Source organism: Aeromicrobium ginsengisoli, from assembly GCF_004134905.2.
Classification (GTDB): Bacteria; Actinomycetota; Actinomycetes; order Propionibacteriales; family Nocardioidaceae; genus Aeromicrobium; species Aeromicrobium ginsengisoli.
In genome coordinates, this window is sequence record NZ_SDPQ02000003.1 from 596,632 (window position 1) to 617,868 (window position 21,237).

Here is a 21,237-nt window from a genome sequence, read left to right on the forward strand (position 1 = left end):
GCCTAGGTCAGTGGTAGTCGTGCATCACCGCGTGGCCCTTGCCGCGACCGATCAGCCAGCGGTTGACCGGCACCGTCACGAGGAACGCGACGACGAGGGAGAACGCGAGGCTGCCCCAGAACAGGACGCTCGCCAGACCGGCGTCCATCGCGCCGGGCACCGCGACGATCACGGTGTTGTCGATGAGCTCCATCGTCAGGATCGACAGCGTGTCGGCGGCAAGGGCGACCTTGATCGCGCCGGCGAACGGGATGCCCGCGGCGAGCACCGGGCGGATCGTCAGCGAGTAGCCGAAGAAGAACGCCAGGACGATCGACAGGATGATCGTGGCGACGTTGTGCAACCCGAGTGCCGTGCCGATGACCATGCCCAGGACCTCACCGATCGCACAGCCGGTGAGGCAGTGGATCGTCGCGGAGATCGCGCTGCGGGTCAGCTCGCGACCCGTCATCGCCATGTCGTGGTGGTGGTGCTCGTGCTCGGTCATGACGCTCCCGCGGAGTTGAGGGTCGTGAAGCGGCGCAGCCGCAGGCTGTTGGAGACGACGAACACCGACGAGAACGCCATCGCGGCTCCGGCCAGCATGGGGTTGAGCAGCCCGGCCGCAGCCAACGGGATGCCGACGACGTTGTAGGCGAACGCCCAGAACAGGTTGCCCTTGATCGTGCCGAGCGTCCGGCGGGACAGCCGGATCGCGTCGGGCACGGCCAGCAGGTCACCGCGTACGAGCGTCAGGTCGGCCGCCTCCATCGCGGCATCGGTGCCGGTGCCCATCGCCAGGCCGAGGTCGGACTGCGCCAGCGCGGCCGCGTCGTTGACGCCGTCGCCGACCATCGCGACGGTGCGGCCCTCGGCCTGGAGCCTGCGGATGACGTCGACCTTGTCGCCCGGTCGCACCTCGGCGTGGACCTCGTCGATCCCGACCGCGGCGGCCACGCTGCGGGCGGCGCGCTCGTTGTCGCCGGTCAGCAGCACGGGACGCAGCCCAAGCTGACGGATCTGGCGCACGGCTTCGGCGCTCGAGTCCTTGATCGTGTCGGCGACGACCAGCACGCCGCGGACCGCGCCGTCCCAGCCGATGACGACGGGCGTACGTCCTTGAGCCTCCGCGTCAGCCTTGGGGCCGACGAGGTCGGTGGTCAGGTGCTGCGACCAGTCGGCGAGGAACGCCTCGCGGCCGACGACCACTGCGCGACCCTCGACCACGCCCTGCACCCCGAGACCTTCGGTGTTGCTGAAGCCTTCGACCGCCGGCAACGAACCCGACTTGCGAGCGGCGTCGGCGATCGCCCGGGCGATGGGGTGCTCCGACGCGTCCTCCAGCGCACCCGCGATGCGGAGCACCTCGGCGCGGTCCTCGCCCGCGGCGACGATCACGTCGTGGAGCGTCATCCGGCCGCTCGTGACGGTGCCGGTCTTGTCGAGCACGACCGTGTCGATCGTGCGGGTCGACTCCAGGACCTCGGGTCCCTTGATCAGGATGCCGAGCTGCGCACCGCGACCCGTGCCGACCATCAGCGCCGTCGGCGTGGCCAGGCCCAGTGCGCACGGGCAGGCGATGATGAGCACCGCGACGGCGGCCGTGAACGCCGCCGATGCGCCCTCGCCGGTGCCGAGCCAGAAGCCGAGCGTGCCGACCGACAGCGCGATCACGATCGGGACGAAGATGCCCGAGATCGAGTCGGCGAGCCGCTGCGCCTGGGCCTTGCCGCTCTGCGCGTCCTCGACCATCCGCGCCATCTGCGCCAGCTGGGTCTCGGCGCCGACGCGGGTGGCGCGCACGGTCAGCCGTCCACTTGTGTTGACCGTGCCGCCGACGACGTCATCACCGGCGACGACCTCGGCGGGCACCGACTCGCCGGTCACCATCGACGCGTCGACCGCCGACGTGCCGTCCTCGATCACGCCGTCGGTGGCGATCTTCTCCCCAGGACGTACGACGAAGGTGTCGCCGACACGCAGGTCCTCGGTCGGGATGCGCACCTCGACGCCGTCACGTACGACCGACACCTCCTTGGCGCCGAGCGCGAGCAGCGCCCGGAGCGCGGACCCGGCCCGCCGCTTGGAGCGCGCCTCGAAGTAGCGCCCGGCCAGGATGAACGTCGTGACACCAGCGGCCGCCTCGAAGTAGATGTTGCCGCTGCCGTCCATGCGGGAGATCGTCAGCTCGAACGGGTGCTTCATGCCGGGCTCGCCGGCCGTGCCCCAGAACAGGGCGTAGAGCGACCAGCCGAACGCGGCGAGCGTGCCGACGGAGATCAGCGTGTCCATCGTCGCCGCGCCGTGGCGCAGGTTGGTCCAGGCCGCGATGTGGAACGGCAGGGCGCCCCACACGACGACGGGCGCCGCGAGCGTCAGCGACAGCCACTGCCAATTGGTGAACTGCAGCGCCGGGACCATCGCCATCGCGATGACCGGGACCGTCAGGACGATCGCGACCAGCAGCCGGGTGAGCAGGGGCCGGGACGGATCGTCGTCGACTTCCGGCACGTCGACCTGGGCCGGTTGGGGCAGCTGCGCGGTGTAGCCGGCCTTCTCGACCTCGGCGATCAGCAGCGCCGGGTCGATCGGACCCGAGGCGTCGACCCGTGCCTTCTCGGTCGCGTAGTTGACCGAGGCCGTCACACCATCGAGCTTGTTCAACCGCTTCTCGATGCGCATCGCGCACGACGCGCAGGTCATGCCGCCGATCGTCAGGTCGATGCGGTCGGTGGCGGTGGGTTCGGTGAGTGCCATGTCAGTGTCCATGCTCGGAGTCGTCGTGCGCGTCGGCCTCGCCCGTGGACGCGGACGTGCCGGCCTCGACGGTGAACTCGGCCGTACGGACGACGCCGCCGTGCTTGAAGTCGAGGTAGAGCCGGTAGCTGCCCTCGGACGGGAACGCGGCATGGAAGGTGATGCGCGGGCCGGGCTTCGTCGTGCCGTCGCCGGGCTCACCGTCCGGGTGGACGTGGAGGTACGCGAGGTCGCCGTCACGCAGGGCGACGAGGTGGCCGTACGCCGCCAGGTAGGGCTGCAGGTCGGTCACCGGCTTGCCGTCCTTGGTGACCGTCAGCGTCAGCTTCGACTGCGCACCGGCTTCGGCGTCGCCGTCGAGGGTCACGGTGTAGTCGCCGACCGTGGCGGTCCGCGACGGCTCCGGCAGTGGCGTGGCAGCGAAGTCACCGGCCACCGAGAGGTCGGCGCCGAGCGTGAGCTGTGGGTCCTTGCCGGCCGGGTCGAAGTCGGCGAACGCGCGCCAAGGCCCCGGGGTGAGCGCGATGCGCGCCGTCCACGTGCCGTGCTCGTCGAGCGTCGGGTGCACGTGCTGGAACCCGGACAGGTCACGCTTGGCGACGATGAAGTGCAGCTTCTTGTCGTGCAGCGTGGCGTAGTCGGTCAGCGGCCTGCCGTTGGGCGCGAGGATCGTGAACGACACGAGGGCCGGGTCGGCCGCCTCCTGGTCGGGCTCGTCGAGCACGAACCGGTAGCCGTTCTGGGCGACCTGGAGTCCGCCGGGCGGCTCGTCGCCACCCTCGGACATGCCCGGCATGTCCGTCATCGCGTCGTCGTCAGCGTGGTCCATCGCGGCGGGTTCGGAGTCGACCGGGCCGACGACGTTGCCGATCGCGGCCGCGGCGCCGAACACGACGCACAGCCCCGCGACGAAGACGCCGACCTTGACCCCCGTGTTGACGTTCACTCGCCGACGCTCGCTCATGACAGTGAGTAGCCGGCCTCGGCGACTGCCTCACGTACGGCATCGTCGGCCACGGGCTCGGCCTCGGTCGTGACGGACAGGGCTCCGGTCGCCAGGTCGACGCTGAGGTCGCTGACGCCGGGGATCGCGCCGACCTCTTCGCTGACCGAACGGACGCAGTGCTCGCAGGTCATGCCGACGACGGTGTAGGTGCTGGTGGTCATGGTGGTTCCTCTCGTGGTGGTCGGTCAGCTACGGACGAGGCGGGCGATCGCGTCGGACGCTTCGCGGATCTTCGCGTCCGACTCGGCGCCACCTGCGCGGGCGGCATCGACGACGCAGTGGCTCAGGTGGTCGTCGAGCAGGCCGAGCGAGACGGACTGGAGCGCCTTGGTCATCGCCGAGACCTGGGTGAGGATGTCGATGCAGTACTGGTCCTCCTCGACCATCCGCTGCAGGCCGCGGGCCTGGCCCTCGATGCGGCGCAGCCGCTTGAGGTAGTCGGCCTTCTTGTCGTCGTAGCCGCGTGTCTCGTGATCGTGTGCCATCGTGAGCTCCTCGTCCGTACCCCTGGGGGGTATGTGTTCTGAGCCCGACCATATACCCCTAGGGGGTACCTCGCAAGTATGGGTCGACAACAAGACACCCCACCCGAGTCAGTCGGGGTGGGGCGTTTCGCTCTGGAGCGGCTCGGGTCAGACAGCCGTGCTCGGCTGGAGCGCGACGACGCGCTGGGCGAGCCCGTCGAACCAGGTGTTGAGGTGGCGGCGATACCAGCCGCGACCCGCCCACTTCTCGGGGTCGGCGAATCCCGGAACCTCGTGCTCGGGTAGATCGCCGCGGCTCTCGACGTAGCTCAGGCGCGCAGCGTCGATCGACGACATGAGCACCAGACCCCGGACGAACTCGACGGCCGCCGTGGCGTCGACGACGTCTAGGCCCTCACGCTGCAGCGACTCGATGTGCGGCATGACCATCTCGAGGAAGCCCGGTGACACGTTGCGGGACCGCAGGGCGGTGAGGTCGTAGCCGGGATACTGCCCGCAGAGCGTCCAGAACATCTCCCCGAGCTGCTCGAGGTGCTCCCGCCACGGCAGGTCCGTCGACGGCCACGGCGCATTGCGGGCGATGCGGTCCATGACCTGGACGACCAGGTCCTCACGATCGGTGAAGTAGCGATAGAGGCCCGAGTGGACGACGCCGAGCCGGCCTGCGATCGACGGCATGCTGAACGTGTCGAGACCCTCGGCCAGGACCGCGTCGATGATCTGATCGACCGTCAGGGTCCGTGGCCTTCCGGGCTTTGCGTTCATCCTTGCAGGCTACGCGCCAGGACCAATGTCGCATGACGAATGGCAATGAATAGAGCCGAACGTCCCGAAACACTGGAACCACCCGAACCACAGGAATCACCCGAATGGATGACTCAGGCGCGCAACGCGGCGATCAGCGCGAGCTCGTCGCGGCGGCTGAGGCCTGCCCGGCGTTCGCGATCGAGACCTCGTGCTCCTTCGTCGTCGAGGGTGGCGCGGAGCGTGTCGGTCAGCGAACGGCGCTCCAGCCCGTACGCCACCGCGCGGGTGTCGTCCATCAGACCCATGCCGTGGTGACTCGCCGGCAACCAGAGCGGCAGCGATCGCGGGCCCATCCACTCCTCGACGTCGTGCTCACGCAGCCACGCCTCGCTCGCGACGACCTGGTCGCCCCTGAATCCGGCGACCTCCGCCGACAGTGCCACCAGCTCACCGACGGTCGTACGCCCACCCACGCCGTGCACTGTGCCGGTCGCGCCCGCCTCGGCGCAGGTCACGATCCAGCTCGCGAGGTCGCGGACGTCGATGACCTGCATCGGCTGGTCCGCCACCGCCGGCACCAGCACCGGCTCGTCGAGGGCATGCGCGAACCGCGCGACGTAGTGGCCGAGTCGGTCCGAGCGGTCACCCGGACCGCCGATCAGTCCCGCTCGCACGATCAGGTGGCGGGGCAGGTGTCGCACGGCGTCCTCGCACGCGACCTTGCCCTCGCCGTACTGCTCCGGCTCGGCGGCCTCACCGTCGAGCGGGTCGAGCACCGGCGACTCCTCGCTCAACGGGCCGCTCTGGTCGGCGTACACCGATCCCGTCGAGACGAGCGTCCAGTGCGTGGCGTCCGTGGCCAGCGCGCTGATCGCCGAGCGCACCTGGCCGGGCTGTCGGGACACGTCGATCACGCAGTCCCAGCGCCGGCCGCGGACCTCGTCGTACGCCTGGGGGTCCGAACGGTCGGCCCGCACGAACGCCGCGCCTTCGGGGACTGCGCCGGACTCGCCACGCGCCAGGCACGTGACGTCATGGCCGCGGGCGATCGCGTCCTGCGCGATCTGGCCGCCGACCCAGGAGGTGCCGCCAAGGACGAGTACCGAGCTCATACCGCCAATCAACCACGCCGATCGGGGCCACGACAGAGCTGTTCACTGCCGGCAGAACAGCTCTGAGCAGACGCCGGAGAACCAGCACATCTGTCGGCGAGCCGTAGCATTCAAGGCATGGCTTCCGAACACGTTCTCACCGTCACCGGCACTGTCTTGTTCCGCGAACGCATCGCCGTGCCGCCCGGCGCCGTGGCGACGGTCAAGCTCGTCGACACCGAGGGAGAGGTGCTGGCCGCCTCAGCGATCGATGCCCCGGGCGTGCCCGCCGAGTTCTCCCTCACCGTCGACCCCACCCTCGTCGCCGCACCCGACAAGCTGCTGATCTGGGCCATGCTGCGCACGGAGGTCGGTGTCTGGGGCACGACCGAACTCGTCCCGGTCGAGGGTGACGCCGCCGAGGTGCTGCTCACCAAGATCGACGAATGACGATCGGAGGCGGCCGGCCCGGAGGGCCAGTCATCAGCCACATCCCCGACGAGGAGCTCGGTTCAGGGTCGCCGATCCTCGGTCGCATCGCGCAGATGCTGCGGCCCTACCGGACCAAGATGGCGTACGTCGCGGTGGCCGTCGTGACGTCGGCCGCGCTCGCCTCGGTCGCTCCCTTCTTCACCAAGGCGGTGTTCGACCACGCACTGTTCCCGACCGACGGGAGCGGTGTCGACCTCAGCCTGCTGGCCTGGCTCGTCGGCGGGCTGTGCGCGATCCCGGTCGTGACGGCGCTGATCGGCATCGGCCAGAACTGGCTGACCTCGACGATCGGCAACTCGGCGATGGCCGACCTGCGCAGCGACCTGTTCGCGCACCTGCAGAAGATGGAGCTCGCGTTCTTCACCGCGACCAAGACCGGTGCGATCCAGTCGCGGCTCGCCAACGACGTCGCCGGCGTACGTACGGTGCTGACCGACACGGCGACCTCGATCCTGCAGAACAGCGTCACCGTCACCGCCGCGTTCATCTCGATGATCATCCTGTCGTGGCAGCTGACCTTGTTGACGTTGGTCGTGATGCCGCTGTTCGTCTGGATCCAGCTGCAGGTGGGCAAGCGCCGGCAGAGGCTCGCCCGCCGCACGCAGGAGTCGCTGTCGGAGATGACCGCGATCACCGAGGAGGCGCTCAGCGTCTCGGGCATCCTGCTGTCCAAGGTGTTCAACCGCGCCGACTCCGAGGTCGAGCGCTACCGCGAGGCCAATCGCAACCAGACGCGCCTCCAGGTCGAGCAGGCCATGACGGGTCGTACGTTCTTCGCCACGGTGCAGACGTTCTTCGCGATCACGCCGGCACTCATCTATCTCGTGTCCGGCTACATGCTCAACAGTGGCACCGCGCTGACCGCCGGCACACTCGTCGCGTTCACGACGCTGCAGGCCCGGCTGCAGATGCCGCTGCTGCAGCTCATGCGGGTGTCGCTCGACGTGCAGACGTCCCTGGCCTTGTTCCGGCGGCTGTTCGAGTACCTCGACCTCGAGCCGGCGATCACCGAGCGGGCGGATGCCGTCGCGCTCAACCCCAAGGACCTGCGCGGCGAAATCGAGTTCCGCGACGTGCACTTCCGCTATCCCGAGCCACGCCGGCTGTCCGGCGATCCGGCCGGCGACCGGTTCGGTGAGAGCGGCGTCCGCATCGACCGCACGGAGCCCGCGCCGGAGCAGGGTTGGGCGCTCGACGGGGTGTCGCTGCGGGTCGCGCCCGGTCAGCTCGCCGCGATCGTCGGGCCCTCAGGCTCGGGCAAGACCACGATGACGTACCTGATCCCGCGGTTCTACGACGTCAGCACCGGAGCGGTCCTGATCGACGGGACCGACGTGCGCGACCTGACGATGGGCTCGGTCGCCGAGGCGGTCGGCATGGTGACGCAGGAGCCCTACCTCTTCCACGGCACGATCCGTGACAACATCGCGTACGCCAAGCCCGACGCCACGGCCGACGAGATCGAGCAGGCGGCTCGCGACGCCAACATCCACGACCGCATCCTGTCGTTCGCCGACGGCTACGAGACCATCACGGGTGAGCGCGGCTACAGGCTGAGCGGCGGCGAGAAGCAGCGATTGGCGATCGCAAGGGTGCTGCTGATGGACCCGCGCATCCTGATCCTCGACGAGGCCACGTCGGCGCTGGACACCGAGACCGAGCGGCTCGTGCAGGACGCGCTGGAACGTGCGACCCACAACCGTACGACGATCGCGATCGCGCACCGGCTGTCCACGATCCACAACGCCGACGTCATCTTCGGACTCGAGGAGGGCAAGCTCGTCGAGCAGGGCACGCACGACGAGCTCCTCGCGCTGGGCGGGCTCTATTCACGGCTGTACGTCGAGCAGTTCGGCTCGGGGCAGATCGAGGCCCGGTTCACCGACGGCGTGCGGTTCACCAGCGGCGAGACGTACTGCGACAAGCCCGGCACCGACGACCGCCGCGCCGACGTCTCGTTCTAGGGGTCGCGTGGCGGTTTACCAAGAGGTCAGGGCAGGCTGCCACTCAGCAAGGTGCGCGCGCCCTGAGCAGTGGCGTTTTGCCTTGAGGGGTGGCGCAGAATGCCGTGACCTCTTGGTAAACCGTCACCGAAGGGCGAGGGCTCGCTTCTGGGCCGAGGCCAGGGCGGAGGTCACGGCCGCCTCGACGGCCTTGGTCTTCTTGAGGTCCGGCACCGAGTAGATCAACGATGTCATCTCGCCCGATGTGCACATCTGGGCGGAGACGCCCGACTCGGCCTCGCTGATCGGCACGAGCGTGATCGTCGTCGTGGCGCCCGGCTTGGCGCCACCGATCTCGGCCAGCGTCGTGAACGCGTCGCAGGCCTGCTTGCCGGTGAACGACGTGGCGCCCGACAGCAGCTTCTTGGCGCGAGCGAGCTCCTTCTTGTCCGTCCCGGTCTTGACGTCACCCGACGACTCCAGCTGCTTGACGGCATCGGGCAGCGTCTTGGCCCAGGCCTGGGCCGGCAGCGTCGTCACCTGGATCAGTGCGGTGGCGGACTGCCAGCGGCACTGGCTGCTGGCGGCCGTCCCGCTGGTCGCCACCACCGTGTCGACCGGAGAGCCCGCGAGCTTCGTGCGCTCCGACGACGTGAGGAACCGGCAGGACGGCTCCTTCGGGTCGACCGTTGCCTGTGCCGTCGCCGACGGCGTGGGGCCGGAGGGCTTCGCGGCCTTCGCATCGCTGCCGCCGTTGCCACCGCCGCACGCCGCCAGGGTCAGGCCGGCCGCCAACGTGAGCGCCGCCGCGCGCAGCCTCACAGGGCGATGCCGACGTACTTGGTCTCGAGGTACTCCTCGATGCCCTCCGCGCCACCCTCGCGCCCGAAGCCCGACGCCTTGACCCCGCCGAACGGGGCCGCCGGGTTGGAGACGATGCCCTGGTTGAGGCCGACCATCCCGGTCTCGAGCCCCTCGTAGATCCGCACCGCACGCGACAGGTCGGACGTGAAGGCGTACGCGACGAGGCCGAACTCGGTGTCGTTGGCCATCCGCAGCGCGTCGGCCTCCTCCGTGAACGTGAAGATCGGGGCGACCGGCCCGAAGATCTCCTCCTTGGCGAGCCGCGCCTCGAGCGGTACGTCCGACAGCACGGTCGGCGAGTAGTAGTAGCCCTCGCCCTCGGGGGCGGAACCGCCCGTCAGCACCGTGGCGCCCTTGCCGACCGCGTCGTCGACGAGCTCGGCGACCTTGTCGCGCTGCTTGGCCTCGACGAGCGGACCGACGTCGATGTCGTCCTCGGTGCCGCGGCCGACCGACAGTGCCTGCATCTTCTCGGTGAGCTTGGTGCCGAACTCCTCGGCGACGGCCTCGTGCACGATGAACCGGTTGGCGGCGGTGCAGGCTTCACCGATGTTGCGCATCTTGGCGAGCATCGCGCCCTCGACCGCCCTGTCGATGTCGGCGTCGTCGAACACCAGGAACGGCGCGTTGCCGCCCAGCTCCATCGACACCCGCAACAGTCCCTCGGCGCTCTGCTCGACGAGGGTGCGACCGACCTCGGTCGAGCCGGTGAACGTCAGCTTGCGCAGCCGCGGGTCGCGGATCAGCGGCTCCATGACCTTGCCCGTGCTCGTGGTCGTGACGATGTTGAGCACGCCGTCAGGCAGTCCCGCCTCGGTGAGGATGTCCGCGAGGCGCAGCATCGACAGGGGCGTGAGGGCGGCCGGCTTGACCACCATGGTGCAGCCCGCGGCGATCGCCGGGCCGATCTTGCGGGTGCCCATCGCCAGCGGGAAGTTCCACGGCGTGATCATGAGGCACGGGCCCACCGGCTGCTTGAGCGTCAGCAGCCGGGTCGCGCCGTTGGGGGCGACGGAGTAGCGGCCCGAGATGCGCACGGCCTCCTCGGAGAACCAGCGGAAGAACTCCGAGCCGTACGCGATCTCGGCCTTGGCCTCCTTGATCGGCTTGCCCATCTCGAGCGTCATCAGGAGGGCCAGCTCGTCGGCGCGCTCGGTGATGATCTCGAACGCCTTGCGGAGGATCTCGCCGCGATCGCGCGGTGGGGTCGCGGCCCAGTCGGTCTGCGCCGCCACGGCCGCGTCGAGCGCCGCCTTGCCGTCGGCGACGCTCGCGTCGGCGACCTCGACGAGGGTCGCGCCGTTCGAGGGGTCCTCGACGGCGAACGTCCTGCCGCCCTCGGCGTCGCGCCACTGCCCACCGATGAACAGCTGCGGGTGTACGGCGCCGACGACTTCCTTCTCGCGTGAATCGCTCATGGAGCCCAGCGTAGGACGGTGATCCAGCCCTCGCCGCTCAGGCGGGAGTACGGCGGGCGCGCACCTTGTAGATGACGAACCACGCGAGGGCCACGGCGACCGCGACCACCAGGGCGTACTTGAGGTAGTTGCCGTACTTCTCGACGCTCTCCCAGTTGTTGCCGAGCTGGTAGCCGGCGCTGATCCAGATCGTGTTCCAGATCAGGCTGCCGGCGGTCGTGTAGATCAGGAACCGCGAGACCGACATCTTCTCGACGCCCGCGGGGATCGACACGAGGCTGCGGATCGCCGGCACCATCCGGCCGAAGAACACCGCCGCGGCGTCGTTGCGGGCGAACCAGGCGACGCCCTTGTCGATGTCCTTGGCCGTGACGAGCGGGATCTTGGCCAGCACGTGGCGCGTACGTTCGAGGCCGAAGACGCGCGAGATCCAATAGAGGATCATGGCTCCGCCGACCGAGCCGATCGTGGCGGCGATGATGACCGCGACCAGCCCGAAGTCGCCGCGCTTGGCGCTGAACCCCGCGAGCGGGAGGGCCACCTCGCTGGGCAGGAACGGCAGGATCGTCTCGATCGCGAGGACCAGCCCGACACCCACCAGGCCGATCGAGCCCATGATGTCGGCGACCAGGCCGGCCAGTCCGGAATCGGGGACGCTCGACGCCTCGGTCACCAGCGCGGTCAGTAAGGTCACGGGCATGAGCGTATCCGTCAGGCTCAACCCTCTCGTCGTGATCGGCTGTGTGGTGGCTGTGGCTCTCGTCGCCGGCTTCTTCGCGTACGCCGAAGGCGACACGAGCGAGCTCGCCGACGCTCCGTCGACGACGCGGATCCACACGCCGACCAAGGCACTCGACATCGTCCGCTCCTCGACTCCGGCACGGTCAGCGGTCGGCGTCTCCCGGCGGCTCTACGACTCGTCGCCCGTCGCGGTGCTGGCCGACCGGCACGACCGCCGGGCCCAGAAGGTCGCGATCGCGTCGGCGACGACCCTGGGCGTACCCGTGCTCATCAATGACGCCACGGCGCCCGTCGAACTCAAGCGGCTCGGCGCCCGACGGGTCCTGACCTTCGGCAAGACCCTCGACGTCGAGGGTGCGCAGGCGGTGTCGCTCGACCCCGCCAAGGCGGCCGAGACGGTTGCTGACCTGCGCGGCGCGACTGCTCCGCACAGCCCTCGCCGGCTCGACGCGATCGTCGTGACCCGGTCGCGTGCGGCCAACGCCGCAGCCGTCGCGACCGCCCGCAACGCCGGCGCCGACGTGCTGCAGATCCGCAGCACGGACCCACGGCGCACGCCCGCGGTCGCCAAGGCGCTGGCGGCCCGGCCCGGCACCCCGGTCATCGCGCTCGGCACACCGTTCGTCCGCAACTTCGCCTACACGCTCAAGGTCGTACGTTCGCACGTCGTCCAGCCGACCGGTGGCTACCTCGCCCTGCCCGGCAAGCACTACACCGCGATGTACGGCTATCCCGGTGCGCCCTCGCTCGGCGTGCTGGGCGAGCAGGGGGCCAAGGCGTCGATCAAGCGGGTGCAGCACCTGGCCCGGAAGTATCGCCGCGTCAGCACGGCCGAGTTCGTCCCCACGTTCGAGGTCATCGCCACCGTGGCCTCGGGCAGTGCCGGCAAGGACAAGGACTACTCGCAGGAGGCGTCGATCAAGACCCTCACGCCGCTGATCGACGCGGCTGAGAAGGCCGGCGTCTACGTCATCCTCGACCTGCAGCCGGGGCGTACGAACTTCCTCAAGCAGGCCAAGCGCTACCGGTCGCTGCTCGAGCGCCCCAACGTCGGCCTGGCCCTGGACCCGGAGTGGCGGCTCAAGAAGAAGCAGAAGCACCTGCGCCAGATCGGCTCCGTCCAGGTCGCCGAGATCAACCGGGTCAGCGACTGGCTGGCGAAGCTCACTCGCCGCAATGCCCTGCCGCAGAAGATCTTCGTCCTGCACCAGTTCTCGCTCTCGATGATCAAGCACCGCAGCCGGCTCGAGACCCGTCACGCGGAGCTCGCGACCGTGATCCACGTCGACGGCTCCGGGCCGCAAGGAGCCAAGCAGGGCACGTGGAAGACGCTGCGTCGTACGGCGCCGGCCGGGGTGTTCTGGGGGTGGAAGAACTTCATCGACGAGGACCCGCACATGCTGACCGCCCAGGAGACCTGGCGTCGGGTCAAACCGCACCCGTCATTGATCTCGTATCAATGAGTTGCGAGCGATCAGCCTGCGCGCTCGATCGCGAACGAGACCATGAAACCGATCGTGGCGATGAGACCCGTGTAGATGTGCGTGCGCTCGAACGCCTCGGGAATCATGGTGTCGGCGATCATGGCCAGGATCGCCCCGGCCGCCACCGCCGTGATCGCGGCGATGCTCGCGGACCCGGCGTCCTGCAGCAGGAGGCAGCCCAGCAGTCCTGCGATCCCGCTCGCGAGCGCGATCCCGCCCCACACACCGAAGACGTACGTCGCGCTCCGGCCGCTCCGCTTCATCCCGGCCGCGCTCGACAGGCCTTCCGGGAGGTTGGAGATGAAGATCGCGACCAGCACCGGAACTCCCACACCCTTGCCGCCGAGGAGCGACAGTCCCAGCACGATGGACTCCGGAATGCCGTCCAACAGCGCGCCGACCGCGATCGCGGCGCCACTTCCCTGCTGATCGGCCTCCGACGGCTGCTGGTCCTCCGAACGCTTGCGGTGACGCGCACCCCGGCGCGCCAGTGCGACGTTGGCCAGGACGTAGACGACGGCACCGCCCAGGAACCCGATCACCGTCGGCGTGAGACCGCCGGTCGACTCCGCCTCGTCGACGAGATCGAAGGCCAGGGCGGAAATCAGGACACCGGATCCGAACGCCATGACACTGGCGACCACGAGGCGCGGGATGCGGAGGTTCCAGGCAAGGGCGGCACCGATCACGAGAGCTCCGCCCGCGAACGTCCCCCAGAGTCCGGCCTGCAACCAGATCGGCACGCGCGGCTCCCCTCCGTCCGTCGGCCCACAGCTGCCGGGTGAGCCCTTCTGCCGACGCTATCCCCGGAACCCGCGCGCGGCCACTGCTCGCGACTCATCGGGAGAGCTCGGCCTGTTGCACGCGTGGGACCGCAGGAGCGGGTGGAGCAGGTCTGGCCGAGCGGTCAGTGGCTCGCGTTGGGTGATGAGCGCACGTGGTTTCGACAAGCCGGCACCTGCGGCGTGCTCCGGCTCAACCTGGTTTCGCGCGCGTTCGCTGCGCTCGCTCGCTCAACCAAAGAAGTCGCCGGCGGCAGCGCCGGGGGGTTCGGCGTCGCGGGCCATCGGGGTGAAGCGTGAGTAGTGGCCCTGGAAGCTGACCGCGACCTTGTTGACCGGGCCCGAACGGTTCTTGGCGATGATGATGTCGGCCTCGCCCGGCCGCTCGGACTCGCCGGCTCCGTGAGCGTCGGGCCGGTTGAGGAGCAGCACGATGTCGGCGTCCTGCTCGATCGAGCCGGACTCACGCAGGTCGGACAGCTGCGGCGTCTTGTCGGTGCGCTGCTCCGAACCACGGTTGAGCTGACTGATCGCGACGACCGGGAGCTCGAGCTCCTTGGCCAGCAGCTTGATGTGACGGGAGAACTCCGAGACCTCGACCTGGCGGTTCTCGACCCGCTTGCCCGACGTCATGAGCTGGAGGTAGTCGATCACGATCATGCCGAGGCCGTACTGCTTCTTGATGCGGCGCGCCTTGGACCGGATCTCGGGCATCGTCATGTTGGGGCTGTCGTCGATCACGATGGGCGCGCTCTGCACGCGCGGCATCGCCTTGCTGATCGCGTCCCAGTCGCGCTGGTGCATGCCGCCGCCGCGCATGTGGGAGATGCTGACGCGGGCCTCGGCCGAGAGCATGCGCATCGCGATCTCGGCGCCGGTCATTTCCAACGAGAAGATCGCCGTGGGGATGCCGTGGCGGATCGAGGCGGACCGGCAGAAGTCGAGACCGAGCGTCGACTTGCCGACACCGGGCCGGGCGGCGACGACGATCATCTGGCCGGACCGGAAGCCGGTCGTGAGCTTGTCGAGGTCGGGGAAGCCCGACGGCACACCGGTCATCTGGCCGTCGCGGCCCTGGATCTCCTCGATCTCGTCGATCGTGAGGCTCATCAGCTCGGCGACCGACTGGTAGTCCTCGGCCTGGCTCGTGCCGTCGACGTCGAGGACCTCGGCCTGTGCGCGGTCGACGATCTCAGCGACGTCGCCCTGGCCGGCCTGGCCGAGCTGGGCGATGCGCTGCCCAACCTCGACGAGGCGGCGGAGCACGGCCTTCTCACGGACGATGTCGGCATAGAAGTCGACGTTGGACGCGATGGGGACACCGGCGACCAAGGTGTGCAGATAGGGCGCCCCGCCGATGCGACCGACGTCGCCGCGGCGCTGCAGCTCGGCGGCGACCGTGATCGCGTCGGCCGGCTCGCCGCGGTTGGCGAGGTCGACGATCGTGTCGAAGATCAGCTCGTGGGCGGGACGGTAGAAGTCACGGCCCTGGAGGATGTCGGAGGCCGGGTCGATGGCCTGCTTGCTCATGAGCATGGCCCCGAGCACGCTCTGCTCGGCGGCCAGGTCCTGTGGCGGAACGCGTCCGGAGCCGGGGTCCTCGCTCGGCCCTGGCGCAGCCTCATAGAGGTCCGTGACGCTCACAGAACTGTCCCCTTTCGTTCGTGCTTCACGTTAACGGTCGGTACTGCCATAACTCCGGAAGACGCCCTGGAGGATGGTGCCGACCCGTCACAGTAGGCCCGTACGGGGAGCAATCACAGGCAGCGCCACACAGGGGGTGTGCGCAACCTCCGACAACCTGTGGAAAACGCCGGAAACCATGTGCACAGTCCGTGGACGAAGGTGTGGACAACCAGGCGAGTCGCTCTGTCCGCAACGCGCTGACCTGCGGAAACGCCTGTGCACCCGTGTGGAGACAAAATACTTCTGGTCGGTTCGTCATCCACGGGTGCCTGTTCATACACTTGTCGACAAAACCCGTCCAGTTGACCCCACGACACCCTCCCGTCACGTTCAGGAAGGCCCGCGATGCGCCTGATCCGTGACGTCGACCGGCGGATCTTCCGGGTCGCGGTGCCGGCGTTCTTCGCCCTCATCACCGAGCCGCTCATGCTGCTGGCCGACACCGCGGTCATCGGCCATCTCGGCACCGCTGAGCTCGGCGGACTCGCCGCCGCGTCGGTCGTGCTCGGCACCGTCGTGGGCCTCTGCATCTTCCTGGCGTACGGGAGCACCGCGATCGTCGCTCGCCACCACGGCGCAGGTGACGAACGCACCGCTCTGGGCCTCGCCGTGAGCAGCCTGTGGTTGGCCGCCGGGCTCGGTGTCGTCCTCGGTTCGGCCACTGCGATCACCAGCGGACCGTTGGCGGACGCGCTCTCGAGCTCCGCACGGGTGTCCGGCTTCGCGCAGGACTACCTCGTCGTCTCGGCGCTTGCGGTGCCGGCCATGCTGCTGATCCTGGCGGCGACCGGTGCGATGCGCGGTGTCCTCGACCTCCGCACGCCGTTGGTCGCGACGATCGTCGCCAACGTCCTCAACGTCGTGCTCAACGTGACCTTCGTCTACGGCTTCGACTGGGGCATTCGTGGCGCCGCGTTCGGCACGGTGCTGGCCCAGTGGTTCGCCGCCGCCTGGCTGGTCTCGGTCGTCGTGCGCCGGGCCCGCGCAGCACGCGCGCCGACGCGTCCCCGTACGTCCGAGATCGTCGGCGCCGCGCGGGTGGGTGTCCCGCTCCTGATCCGCACCGTCACCCTGCGCGCCTCGCTCGTGCTCGCGACGCTCGTGGCGGCCGGGCTCGGCGACGTCCCGCTCGCCGCCAACCAGGTTGCCGGGGCCGTCGTCACGTTCCTGGCGTTCGGCCTCGACGCGATCGCCATCGCTGGGCAGACGCTGACCGGCCGCACCCTGGGCGCTGGGGACGCTGAGGGCACGCGGGCGCTGACGACTCGCATGGTCGGCTGGGGCGTGGCGACCGGTGTGCTGGCGGGGATCCTGCTCGCCGTGACAGCACCGTGGCTGCCGCGCCTCTTCACGTCCGATCACGCAGTGCAGGACGCGCTCGTGCCCGCCCTTCTCGTGGTCGCGCTGATCCAGCCACTGTCGGGCGTGGTGTTCGTGCTGGACGGCGTCCTGATCGGCGCGGGCGACGGACCCTATCTCGCGTGGGCCGGCCTGGTCGTTCTCGCCGCGTACGCCCCCTTGGTGCTCGCCGTGGGGTGGTCCGGCGCCGGCTTCACCTGGCTGTGGGTCGCCTACGGCGGGTTCATCGCGGCCCGGCTGGTCACGCTGTGGCGGCGACAGCGGGGAGCCGCCTGGCTGGTCCTCGGCGCGACCCGTTCGGCAGACTGACGTCATGGACACCCGTGAGTACGCTCCGGGCCGACGGCTCGAGGTGCACGGCGACGGTGCGGCCGGCGTCGTGCTGCTGTGGCACGGCCGTGGTGCGGACTCCCGCGCGGTCGTCGCCGACCTGGCCGACGAGATCGCCGGCCACGGGGTGCGCGTCGTCGTGCCCGACTGGAACTCCTCAGCACCCGACGGCGGGCAGTCGGATCTGCTGGCCTCGCTCGAGCACGCCCGCGGCGTCGCACGCGATGCCGGCCTCGAGCCCCGGCGCTCGGCATGCGCATCGCGGCCACCGTCCTGCTGTCGCCGGGCGACGGCCCACGAGCGCTGGATCCCTTCACGGGAGCACCCCTGCCCGACCCCTTCCCCGAGGCACCGCACGCCGGGCCGGTCCACGTCGTCAGCGCCATGCACGACGACATCGCCACACCCGAGCTCGTACGCGGCCTCGAAGCCCGCCTTCGAGCGGCGGGCTGGCCGACCACCTGGACCGAGGTCGATGCGGACCACGGCTCGATCGCGATGACGCGCTACGACGCCGAGCTCGACCGCTTCGAGCCGGCCGACGACGACGCCGTCGCGGCGGGCCGACGCGTCGCCGAGCTCGTCGCTAGCGCTTCTTGGTGAAGCCGACGAGAGTCCAGTCGGGCTGTTCGAACTGCGCGGCGCCGTAGTTGACGAGGCCGTTGCGCACCGCCACCGCGATCGGGGTCGTCGCGAGCGGGATGACCGTGGGGTTGTCGAACACCCACTCGTCGAGCTTGGCCACACGCTTGAGCCGCAGGTCGTCGTCGAGCGTGCTCTTGACGGTGTCCCAGCCGGTGGCGAACCGCTGCTCCGTGACGCCGGTGTAGTTCTGCGCCGAGTCGGCGGGGTAGAACAGCGGCTCGGCGGCGCCGATCGGGAACGGCGAGCCACGACGGACGAACGTCACGAGGTCGAAGTCGAGCGGGATGACGGAGCGGGTGTAGAACTGCGCGGCCGGGACGTTCTTGACCTTGACCTCGATGCCGACCTTGCTCAGGTCCTGGGCGATCCGCGATGCCCGGCGACTGTTGGTCGGGGTTTGGGCGGGCACCGGCATCACCAGGGTGAGCCGCTTGCCGTCGCGGACCCGTACGCCGTCCGAGCCCTTGACCCAGCCGGCCTTGGAGAGCAGCGACTCGGCCTTGGCGGTGCTGTAGGCGATGCTCTTCGACGAGTCGACGTAGCCCTGCTGACCCGGCACGAGGATGACGCTGCCGAGCGGGCTCGGTGGCGCGGCCAGCGGTGACGATGCCTGTCGGGCGATGCTCTCGCGGTTGATGGCGTGGGCCACGGCCCGGCGTACGTCGGGATCCTTGAGCGGGCCACGGCCGGCGTTGAGGGTGATCTGGGACCACTCGATGCCCGCGGCGCGTTCGATCGTGGTGTCCTTGGTCTTCTTGGCGGTGGCGTGGGTGTTGGCGTCGAGATCGACCGCGTCGAGCCCTCCGGCGGCGAACGCCTTGGCCAGGAGGGCCGGGCTGGCGACCTGGAACGTGATCTGCGAGAGCTTGGGCCGCTGGCCCCACCAGCGCGGGTTGGGCTTCTCGACGATCGTGCCCTTGGTGGTGTCGATCGACGCCACGACGAACGGCCCGTTCGAGGAGATCGCCCGGGTGCGAAACGCCGTGTTGAACAGCTTGGGCGAGGACGAGACGTTGGCGGCCAGGTGCGGGTAGATGTAGAGCGGCCACTCCGCGTTGGGCGTCTTGAACGTCACGGTGTAGTCGAACTTCGTGTCGCCCTGTTCGACCGACTTGATGTCGTCGAAGCCCTCGGTCGAGGCGACCTGATAGTCGTCGTCGGAACCGTTGAGGGCCTTCCAATAGGCCTTCATGTCGGCCGCGGTGATCGACGTGCCGCCCTGCCAGACCGCGCGCGGGTTGAGCCGGACCTTGATCGTGAGCGGATCGGTGTCGGCGACCTCGACCGACTCGGCATAGTCGTGATCGACCTGCCAGCTGCCCGCCGGGGTGATCCGGATGGCCGAGCCCACGGTGGGCGCGAGTATGCGGGCCGCGTCGGTGTTGACCGCGTCGGGATGCTGGGGATTGAAGTTGCGCGGCACGGCCGTCGTGCCGAGCCGAAGGGTGCCACCGTTGGCGACGGCATCGCGGCCGGCCACCTTCCACGCGGTGTTCTTCAACGTGAGGTTGGCGCTGGAGCTCGAGGCCGACGGCTTGTCGTCGCCGGACAGCAACGAGCAGCCGGACAGCACGAGGCTTCCGGCAAGGAGGAGGGCGGTGGGAGCCGCTGGGATTCGCATGATCGGGTCGCCGACCACCCGAGGCGAGCCAGGGACCCCCGACCCTGACCCGCCTGAGGTGGACTACTTGGAAGCGACCACGTTGAGCTTGACCTGCGCGCTCACGTCGGGGTGGACGCGAACGGAGACCGTGTGGGCCCCGAGCGACTTGATCGGGTTGCCGACCTCGATGCGACGCTTGTCGACCTTGGCGCCGGCCGCAGCGAGCGCGTCGGCGATGTCGGAGACCGTGACGGCCCCGAAGAGGCGGCCGCCGACGCCGGCGCGAACCGGGACGTTGATCGGGTTGGCCTCGAGGTTGCCCTTGATGCTCTGGGCCTCCTCGAGATCGTGCACGGCGTGCGCTTCGCGTGCCGCGCGGATCGACTCGACCTGCTTGGCAGCGCCCTTCGACCAACGGATGGCGAAGTTGCGCGGCAGCAGGAAGTTGCGGCCGTAGCCGTCCTTGACCTCGACGATGTCGCCGGGGGCTCCGAGGTTGGTGACCTCGTGGGTGAGGATGAGCTTCATCAGAACCTCCTTAGCGGCTGGTCGAGGTGTAGGGCAGCAGAGCCATCTCGCGGGCGTTCTTGATGGCCTTGGCGATGAGACGCTGCTCCTGGACGGAGACACCCGTCACCCGGCGCGCGCGGATCTTGCCGCGGTCCGAGATGAACTTGCGCAGCAGCGCGGTGTCCTTGTAGTTGATTTCGGTGACCTTGGCCGCAGTGAGCGGGTTGCTCTTCTTCTTCGGCTTCCGGACTACTGGCTTTGCCATGTTGCTCCTGAACTTGATGCTGACGTGTGGTTAGAAGGGAGGCTCGTCGGTCGTGCCGGCGTTGCCGCCCCAGGCGTCAGACCCACCCTGTGCCGCGGGCTGCGTGGACCACGGGTTGCTCTGCGCAGCTCCGCCGCCACCGGCGTTGCCGCCGCCCTGGCCGCCACCGAAGTCGCCACCGCCGGAGCGGTTGGCCTTGGTGACCTTGGCCGTGGCGTAACGCAGCGAGGGGCCGATCTCGTCGACGTTGATCTCGACGCTCGTGCCCTTCGATCCGTCCTGGCGCTCGAAGTTGCGGATGCGGAGGGCGCCCGTCACGATGACGCGCTGACCCTTCTGCAGTGACTCCGCGACGTTCTCGGCCAGCTGACGCCATGCGGCGCAACGGATGAACAGCGCATCGCCGTCCTTCCACTCATTCGTCTGACGGTCGAACGTACGAGGCGTCGACGCGACGGTGAAGTTGGCAACTGCGGCGCCCGAAGGAGTGAACTTGAGCTCCGGGTCGTCGGTGAGGTTGCCGATGACGGTGATGACGGTTTCGCCTGCCATGGCGCAGCCTTTCGGATTGGGGTGTCTGACTCCAGTGAACCGCAGCGGTGCGACACCCGCGAGGGGTCGTCTGCGGTCCTTGTGGACATCTCTGTCCTGGGTCGGGCCTACTTCACGTCGGGACGTGTGACCTTCGTACGCACAACGGACTCGTTGAGCGTGAGCTGACGATCGAGCTCCTTGACCGTGGCCGGCTCCGCCTGGAGCTGGACGACGGCGTAGATGCCCTCGTTCTTCTTGTTGATCTCGTAGGCGAGGCGACGCTTGCCCCACACGTCGACGTTGTCGACTGAGCCGCCGTCCTGGCGCACGACGTTGAGGTACGTGTCCAGGCTGGGGGCGACGGTACGTTCTTCGAGATCAGGATCAAGGATGATCATGACTTCGTACGGGCGCAATGACATTCAGTCTCCTTCGGACTAAACGGCTACGGGGCCTCCGTAGCAGGAGTGGGCTGCCAACTGGCAACCGCAGAAGTCTACGGGAACACCGCCACGC

At 69.2% G+C, this 21,237-nt stretch carries 22 protein-coding genes; 5 read left to right on the forward strand and 17 right to left on the reverse strand.

All coding sequences use genetic code 11. The features are described from left to right. Positions 1 to 7: 7 nt before the first annotated feature. The 7 genes from ESP70_RS16070 to ESP70_RS16100 form a co-directional block, all read right to left on the reverse strand. Positions 8 to 487 (reverse strand): DUF4396 domain-containing protein, encoded by a 480-nt coding sequence (locus ESP70_RS16070; RefSeq protein WP_149690322.1) that lies wholly within the window; start codon positions 485 to 487, stop codon positions 8 to 10. Then, on the reverse strand, positions 484 to 2,748 hold the full coding sequence (locus tag ESP70_RS16075; RefSeq protein ID WP_246162059.1) for a heavy metal translocating P-type ATPase: 2,265 nt from the start codon (positions 2,746 to 2,748) through the stop codon (positions 484 to 486). Before ESP70_RS16075 ends, ESP70_RS16070 begins: the two co-directional genes overlap by 4 nt. After that, positions 2,738 to 3,682 carry a hypothetical protein gene (locus ESP70_RS20475; protein ID WP_246162060.1) on the reverse strand — a complete coding sequence of 315 codons (945 nt, stop codon included), beginning with the start codon at positions 3,680 to 3,682 and terminating at the stop codon, positions 2,738 to 2,740. Before ESP70_RS20475 ends, ESP70_RS16075 begins: the two co-directional genes overlap by 11 nt. A 14-nt stretch (positions 3,683 to 3,696) precedes the next feature. Next, positions 3,697 to 3,903, reverse strand: coding sequence for a heavy-metal-associated domain-containing protein (locus ESP70_RS16085; RefSeq protein ID WP_149690325.1), 207 nt, complete (start codon positions 3,901 to 3,903; stop codon positions 3,697 to 3,699). A 24-nt stretch (positions 3,904 to 3,927) separates the two neighbouring features. Further along, positions 3,928 to 4,227, reverse strand: coding sequence for a metal-sensitive transcriptional regulator (locus ESP70_RS16090; RefSeq protein WP_149690326.1), 300 nt, complete (start codon positions 4,225 to 4,227; stop codon positions 3,928 to 3,930). Positions 4,228 to 4,374: 147 nt separating this feature from the next. Then, positions 4,375 to 4,992 carry a TetR/AcrR family transcriptional regulator gene (locus ESP70_RS16095; protein ID WP_149690327.1) on the reverse strand — a complete coding sequence of 206 codons (618 nt, stop codon included), beginning with the start codon at positions 4,990 to 4,992 and terminating at the stop codon, positions 4,375 to 4,377. A 113-nt stretch (positions 4,993 to 5,105) separates the two neighbouring features. Continuing rightward, on the reverse strand, positions 5,106 to 6,086 hold the full coding sequence (locus ESP70_RS16100; RefSeq protein ID WP_149690328.1) for an NAD-dependent epimerase/dehydratase family protein: 981 nt from the start codon (positions 6,084 to 6,086) through the stop codon (positions 5,106 to 5,108). A gap of 117 nt (positions 6,087 to 6,203) precedes the next feature. Here ESP70_RS16100 and ESP70_RS16105 point away from each other — a divergent pair, with 117 nt between their 5' ends. Both ESP70_RS16105 and ESP70_RS16110 read left to right on the forward strand, forming a co-directional pair. Continuing rightward, positions 6,204 to 6,515 carry a YbaY family lipoprotein gene (locus ESP70_RS16105; RefSeq protein ID WP_149690329.1) on the forward strand — a complete coding sequence of 104 codons (312 nt, stop codon included), beginning with the start codon at positions 6,204 to 6,206 and terminating at the stop codon, positions 6,513 to 6,515. Next, positions 6,512 to 8,521 (forward strand): ABC transporter ATP-binding protein, encoded by a 2,010-nt coding sequence (locus ESP70_RS16110; protein ID WP_149690330.1) that lies wholly within the window; start codon positions 6,512 to 6,514, stop codon positions 8,519 to 8,521. Before ESP70_RS16105 ends, ESP70_RS16110 begins: the two co-directional genes overlap by 4 nt. Positions 8,522 to 8,644: 123 nt before the next feature. On the opposite strand, the gene ESP70_RS16115 is transcribed toward ESP70_RS16110, so the two are convergent. Genes ESP70_RS16115 through ESP70_RS16125 form a run of 3 tightly spaced genes read right to left on the reverse strand, consistent with a single transcriptional unit; the run spans position 8,645 to position 11,476 of the window. After that, complete coding sequence (locus ESP70_RS16115; RefSeq protein ID WP_149690331.1) at positions 8,645 to 9,322, reverse strand: hypothetical protein; 678 nt, start codon at positions 9,320 to 9,322, stop codon at positions 8,645 to 8,647. Continuing rightward, positions 9,319 to 10,782 (reverse strand): NAD-dependent succinate-semialdehyde dehydrogenase, encoded by a 1,464-nt coding sequence (locus ESP70_RS16120; protein ID WP_149690332.1) that lies wholly within the window; start codon positions 10,780 to 10,782, stop codon positions 9,319 to 9,321. The genes ESP70_RS16115 and ESP70_RS16120 overlap by 4 nt, the downstream gene beginning before the upstream one ends. A 37-nt stretch (positions 10,783 to 10,819) precedes the next feature. Next, positions 10,820 to 11,476 (reverse strand): DedA family protein, encoded by a 657-nt coding sequence (locus tag ESP70_RS16125; RefSeq protein ID WP_223148757.1) that lies wholly within the window; start codon positions 11,474 to 11,476, stop codon positions 10,820 to 10,822. Between the two features lie 4 nt (positions 11,477 to 11,480). Between ESP70_RS16125 and ESP70_RS16130 the strand changes: the two genes are divergently transcribed. Beyond that, positions 11,481 to 12,986, forward strand: coding sequence for an apurinic/apyrimidinic endonuclease family protein (locus ESP70_RS16130; RefSeq protein ID WP_149690334.1), 1,506 nt, complete (start codon positions 11,481 to 11,483; stop codon positions 12,984 to 12,986). A gap of 11 nt (positions 12,987 to 12,997) precedes the next feature. Here the strand turns inward: ESP70_RS16130 and ESP70_RS16135 are convergent, their stop codons facing one another. Then, on the reverse strand, positions 12,998 to 13,750 hold the full coding sequence (locus ESP70_RS16135; RefSeq protein ID WP_149690335.1) for a ZIP family metal transporter: 753 nt from the start codon (positions 13,748 to 13,750) through the stop codon (positions 12,998 to 13,000). A 270-nt stretch (positions 13,751 to 14,020) separates the two neighbouring features. Beyond that, the gene (gene dnaB / locus ESP70_RS16140; protein WP_056210655.1) at positions 14,021 to 15,433 is read right to left on the reverse strand and encodes a replicative DNA helicase; all 1,413 of its coding nucleotides are present in this window, start codon (positions 15,431 to 15,433) and stop codon (positions 14,021 to 14,023) included. 387 nt (positions 15,434 to 15,820) lie between these two features. Between dnaB and ESP70_RS16145 the strand changes: the two genes are divergently transcribed. Further along, on the forward strand, positions 15,821 to 17,143 hold the full coding sequence (locus ESP70_RS16145) for an MATE family efflux transporter (protein ID WP_149690336.1): 1,323 nt from the start codon (positions 15,821 to 15,823) through the stop codon (positions 17,141 to 17,143). A 273-nt stretch (positions 17,144 to 17,416) separates the two neighbouring features. Beyond that, the gene (locus ESP70_RS16150) at positions 17,417 to 17,767 is read left to right on the forward strand and encodes an alpha/beta hydrolase (protein ID WP_149690337.1); all 351 of its coding nucleotides are present in this window, start codon (positions 17,417 to 17,419) and stop codon (positions 17,765 to 17,767) included. Here the strand turns inward: ESP70_RS16150 and ESP70_RS16155 are convergent. The 5 genes from ESP70_RS16155 to rpsF all read right to left on the reverse strand — a co-directional run bounded on the left by ESP70_RS16155 (position 17,751) and on the right by rpsF (position 21,137). Next, a complete protein-coding gene (locus ESP70_RS16155; protein WP_149690338.1) occupies positions 17,751 to 19,430 on the reverse strand; it encodes an ABC transporter family substrate-binding protein in 1,680 nt (559 codons plus the stop codon). The two genes, ESP70_RS16150 and ESP70_RS16155, sit on opposite strands and share 17 nt — an antisense overlap. Positions 19,431 to 19,493: 63 nt before the next feature. Continuing rightward, a complete protein-coding gene (gene rplI / locus ESP70_RS16160; protein ID WP_149690339.1) occupies positions 19,494 to 19,940 on the reverse strand; it encodes a 50S ribosomal protein L9 in 447 nt (148 codons plus the stop codon). A gap of 10 nt (positions 19,941 to 19,950) precedes the next feature. Continuing rightward, the gene (gene rpsR / locus ESP70_RS16165) at positions 19,951 to 20,187 is read right to left on the reverse strand and encodes a 30S ribosomal protein S18 (protein ID WP_056210650.1); all 237 of its coding nucleotides are present in this window, start codon (positions 20,185 to 20,187) and stop codon (positions 19,951 to 19,953) included. A gap of 30 nt (positions 20,188 to 20,217) precedes the next feature. Continuing rightward, a complete protein-coding gene (locus ESP70_RS16170; RefSeq protein ID WP_149690340.1) occupies positions 20,218 to 20,739 on the reverse strand; it encodes a single-stranded DNA-binding protein in 522 nt (173 codons plus the stop codon). 107 nt (positions 20,740 to 20,846) lie between these two features. Next, positions 20,847 to 21,137, reverse strand: coding sequence for a 30S ribosomal protein S6 (rpsF, locus tag ESP70_RS16175; RefSeq protein WP_056215410.1), 291 nt, complete (start codon positions 21,135 to 21,137; stop codon positions 20,847 to 20,849). Positions 21,138 to 21,237: the final 100 nt, after the last annotated feature.

Bases quoted from the DNA above. Each gene is read 5' to 3' on its own strand.
- ESP70_RS16070 (WP_149690322.1), bottom strand. From the start codon at position 487: ATGACCGAGCACGAGCACCACCACCACGACATGGCGATGACGGGTCGC.
- ESP70_RS16075 (WP_246162059.1), bottom strand. From the start codon at position 2,748: ATGGACACTGACATGGCACTCACCGAACCCACCGCCACCGACCGCATC.
- ESP70_RS16085 (WP_149690325.1), bottom strand. From the start codon at position 3,903: ATGACCACCAGCACCTACACCGTCGTCGGCATGACCTGCGAGCACTGC.
- ESP70_RS16090 (WP_149690326.1), bottom strand. From the start codon at position 4,227: ATGGCACACGATCACGAGACACGCGGCTACGACGACAAGAAGGCCGAC.
- ESP70_RS16095 (WP_149690327.1), bottom strand. From the start codon at position 4,992: ATGAACGCAAAGCCCGGAAGGCCACGGACCCTGACGGTCGATCAGATC.
- ESP70_RS16100 (WP_149690328.1), bottom strand. From the start codon at position 6,086: ATGAGCTCGGTACTCGTCCTTGGCGGCACCTCCTGGGTCGGCGGCCAG.
- ESP70_RS16105 (WP_149690329.1), top strand. From the start codon at position 6,204: ATGGCTTCCGAACACGTTCTCACCGTCACCGGCACTGTCTTGTTCCGC.
- ESP70_RS16110 (WP_149690330.1), top strand. From the start codon at position 6,512: ATGACGATCGGAGGCGGCCGGCCCGGAGGGCCAGTCATCAGCCACATC.
- ESP70_RS16120 (WP_149690332.1), bottom strand. From the start codon at position 10,782: ATGAGCGATTCACGCGAGAAGGAAGTCGTCGGCGCCGTACACCCGCAG.
- ESP70_RS16130 (WP_149690334.1), top strand. From the start codon at position 11,481: ATGAGCGTATCCGTCAGGCTCAACCCTCTCGTCGTGATCGGCTGTGTG.
- ESP70_RS16145 (WP_149690336.1), top strand. From the start codon at position 15,821: ATGCGCCTGATCCGTGACGTCGACCGGCGGATCTTCCGGGTCGCGGTG.
- ESP70_RS16150 (WP_149690337.1), top strand. From the start codon at position 17,417: ATGCGCATCGCGGCCACCGTCCTGCTGTCGCCGGGCGACGGCCCACGA.
- ESP70_RS16155 (WP_149690338.1), bottom strand. From the start codon at position 19,430: ATGCGAATCCCAGCGGCTCCCACCGCCCTCCTCCTTGCCGGAAGCCTC.
- rplI (WP_149690339.1), bottom strand. From the start codon at position 19,940: ATGAAGCTCATCCTCACCCACGAGGTCACCAACCTCGGAGCCCCCGGC.
- rpsR (WP_056210650.1), bottom strand. From the start codon at position 20,187: ATGGCAAAGCCAGTAGTCCGGAAGCCGAAGAAGAAGAGCAACCCGCTC.
- ESP70_RS16170 (WP_149690340.1), bottom strand. From the start codon at position 20,739: ATGGCAGGCGAAACCGTCATCACCGTCATCGGCAACCTCACCGACGAC.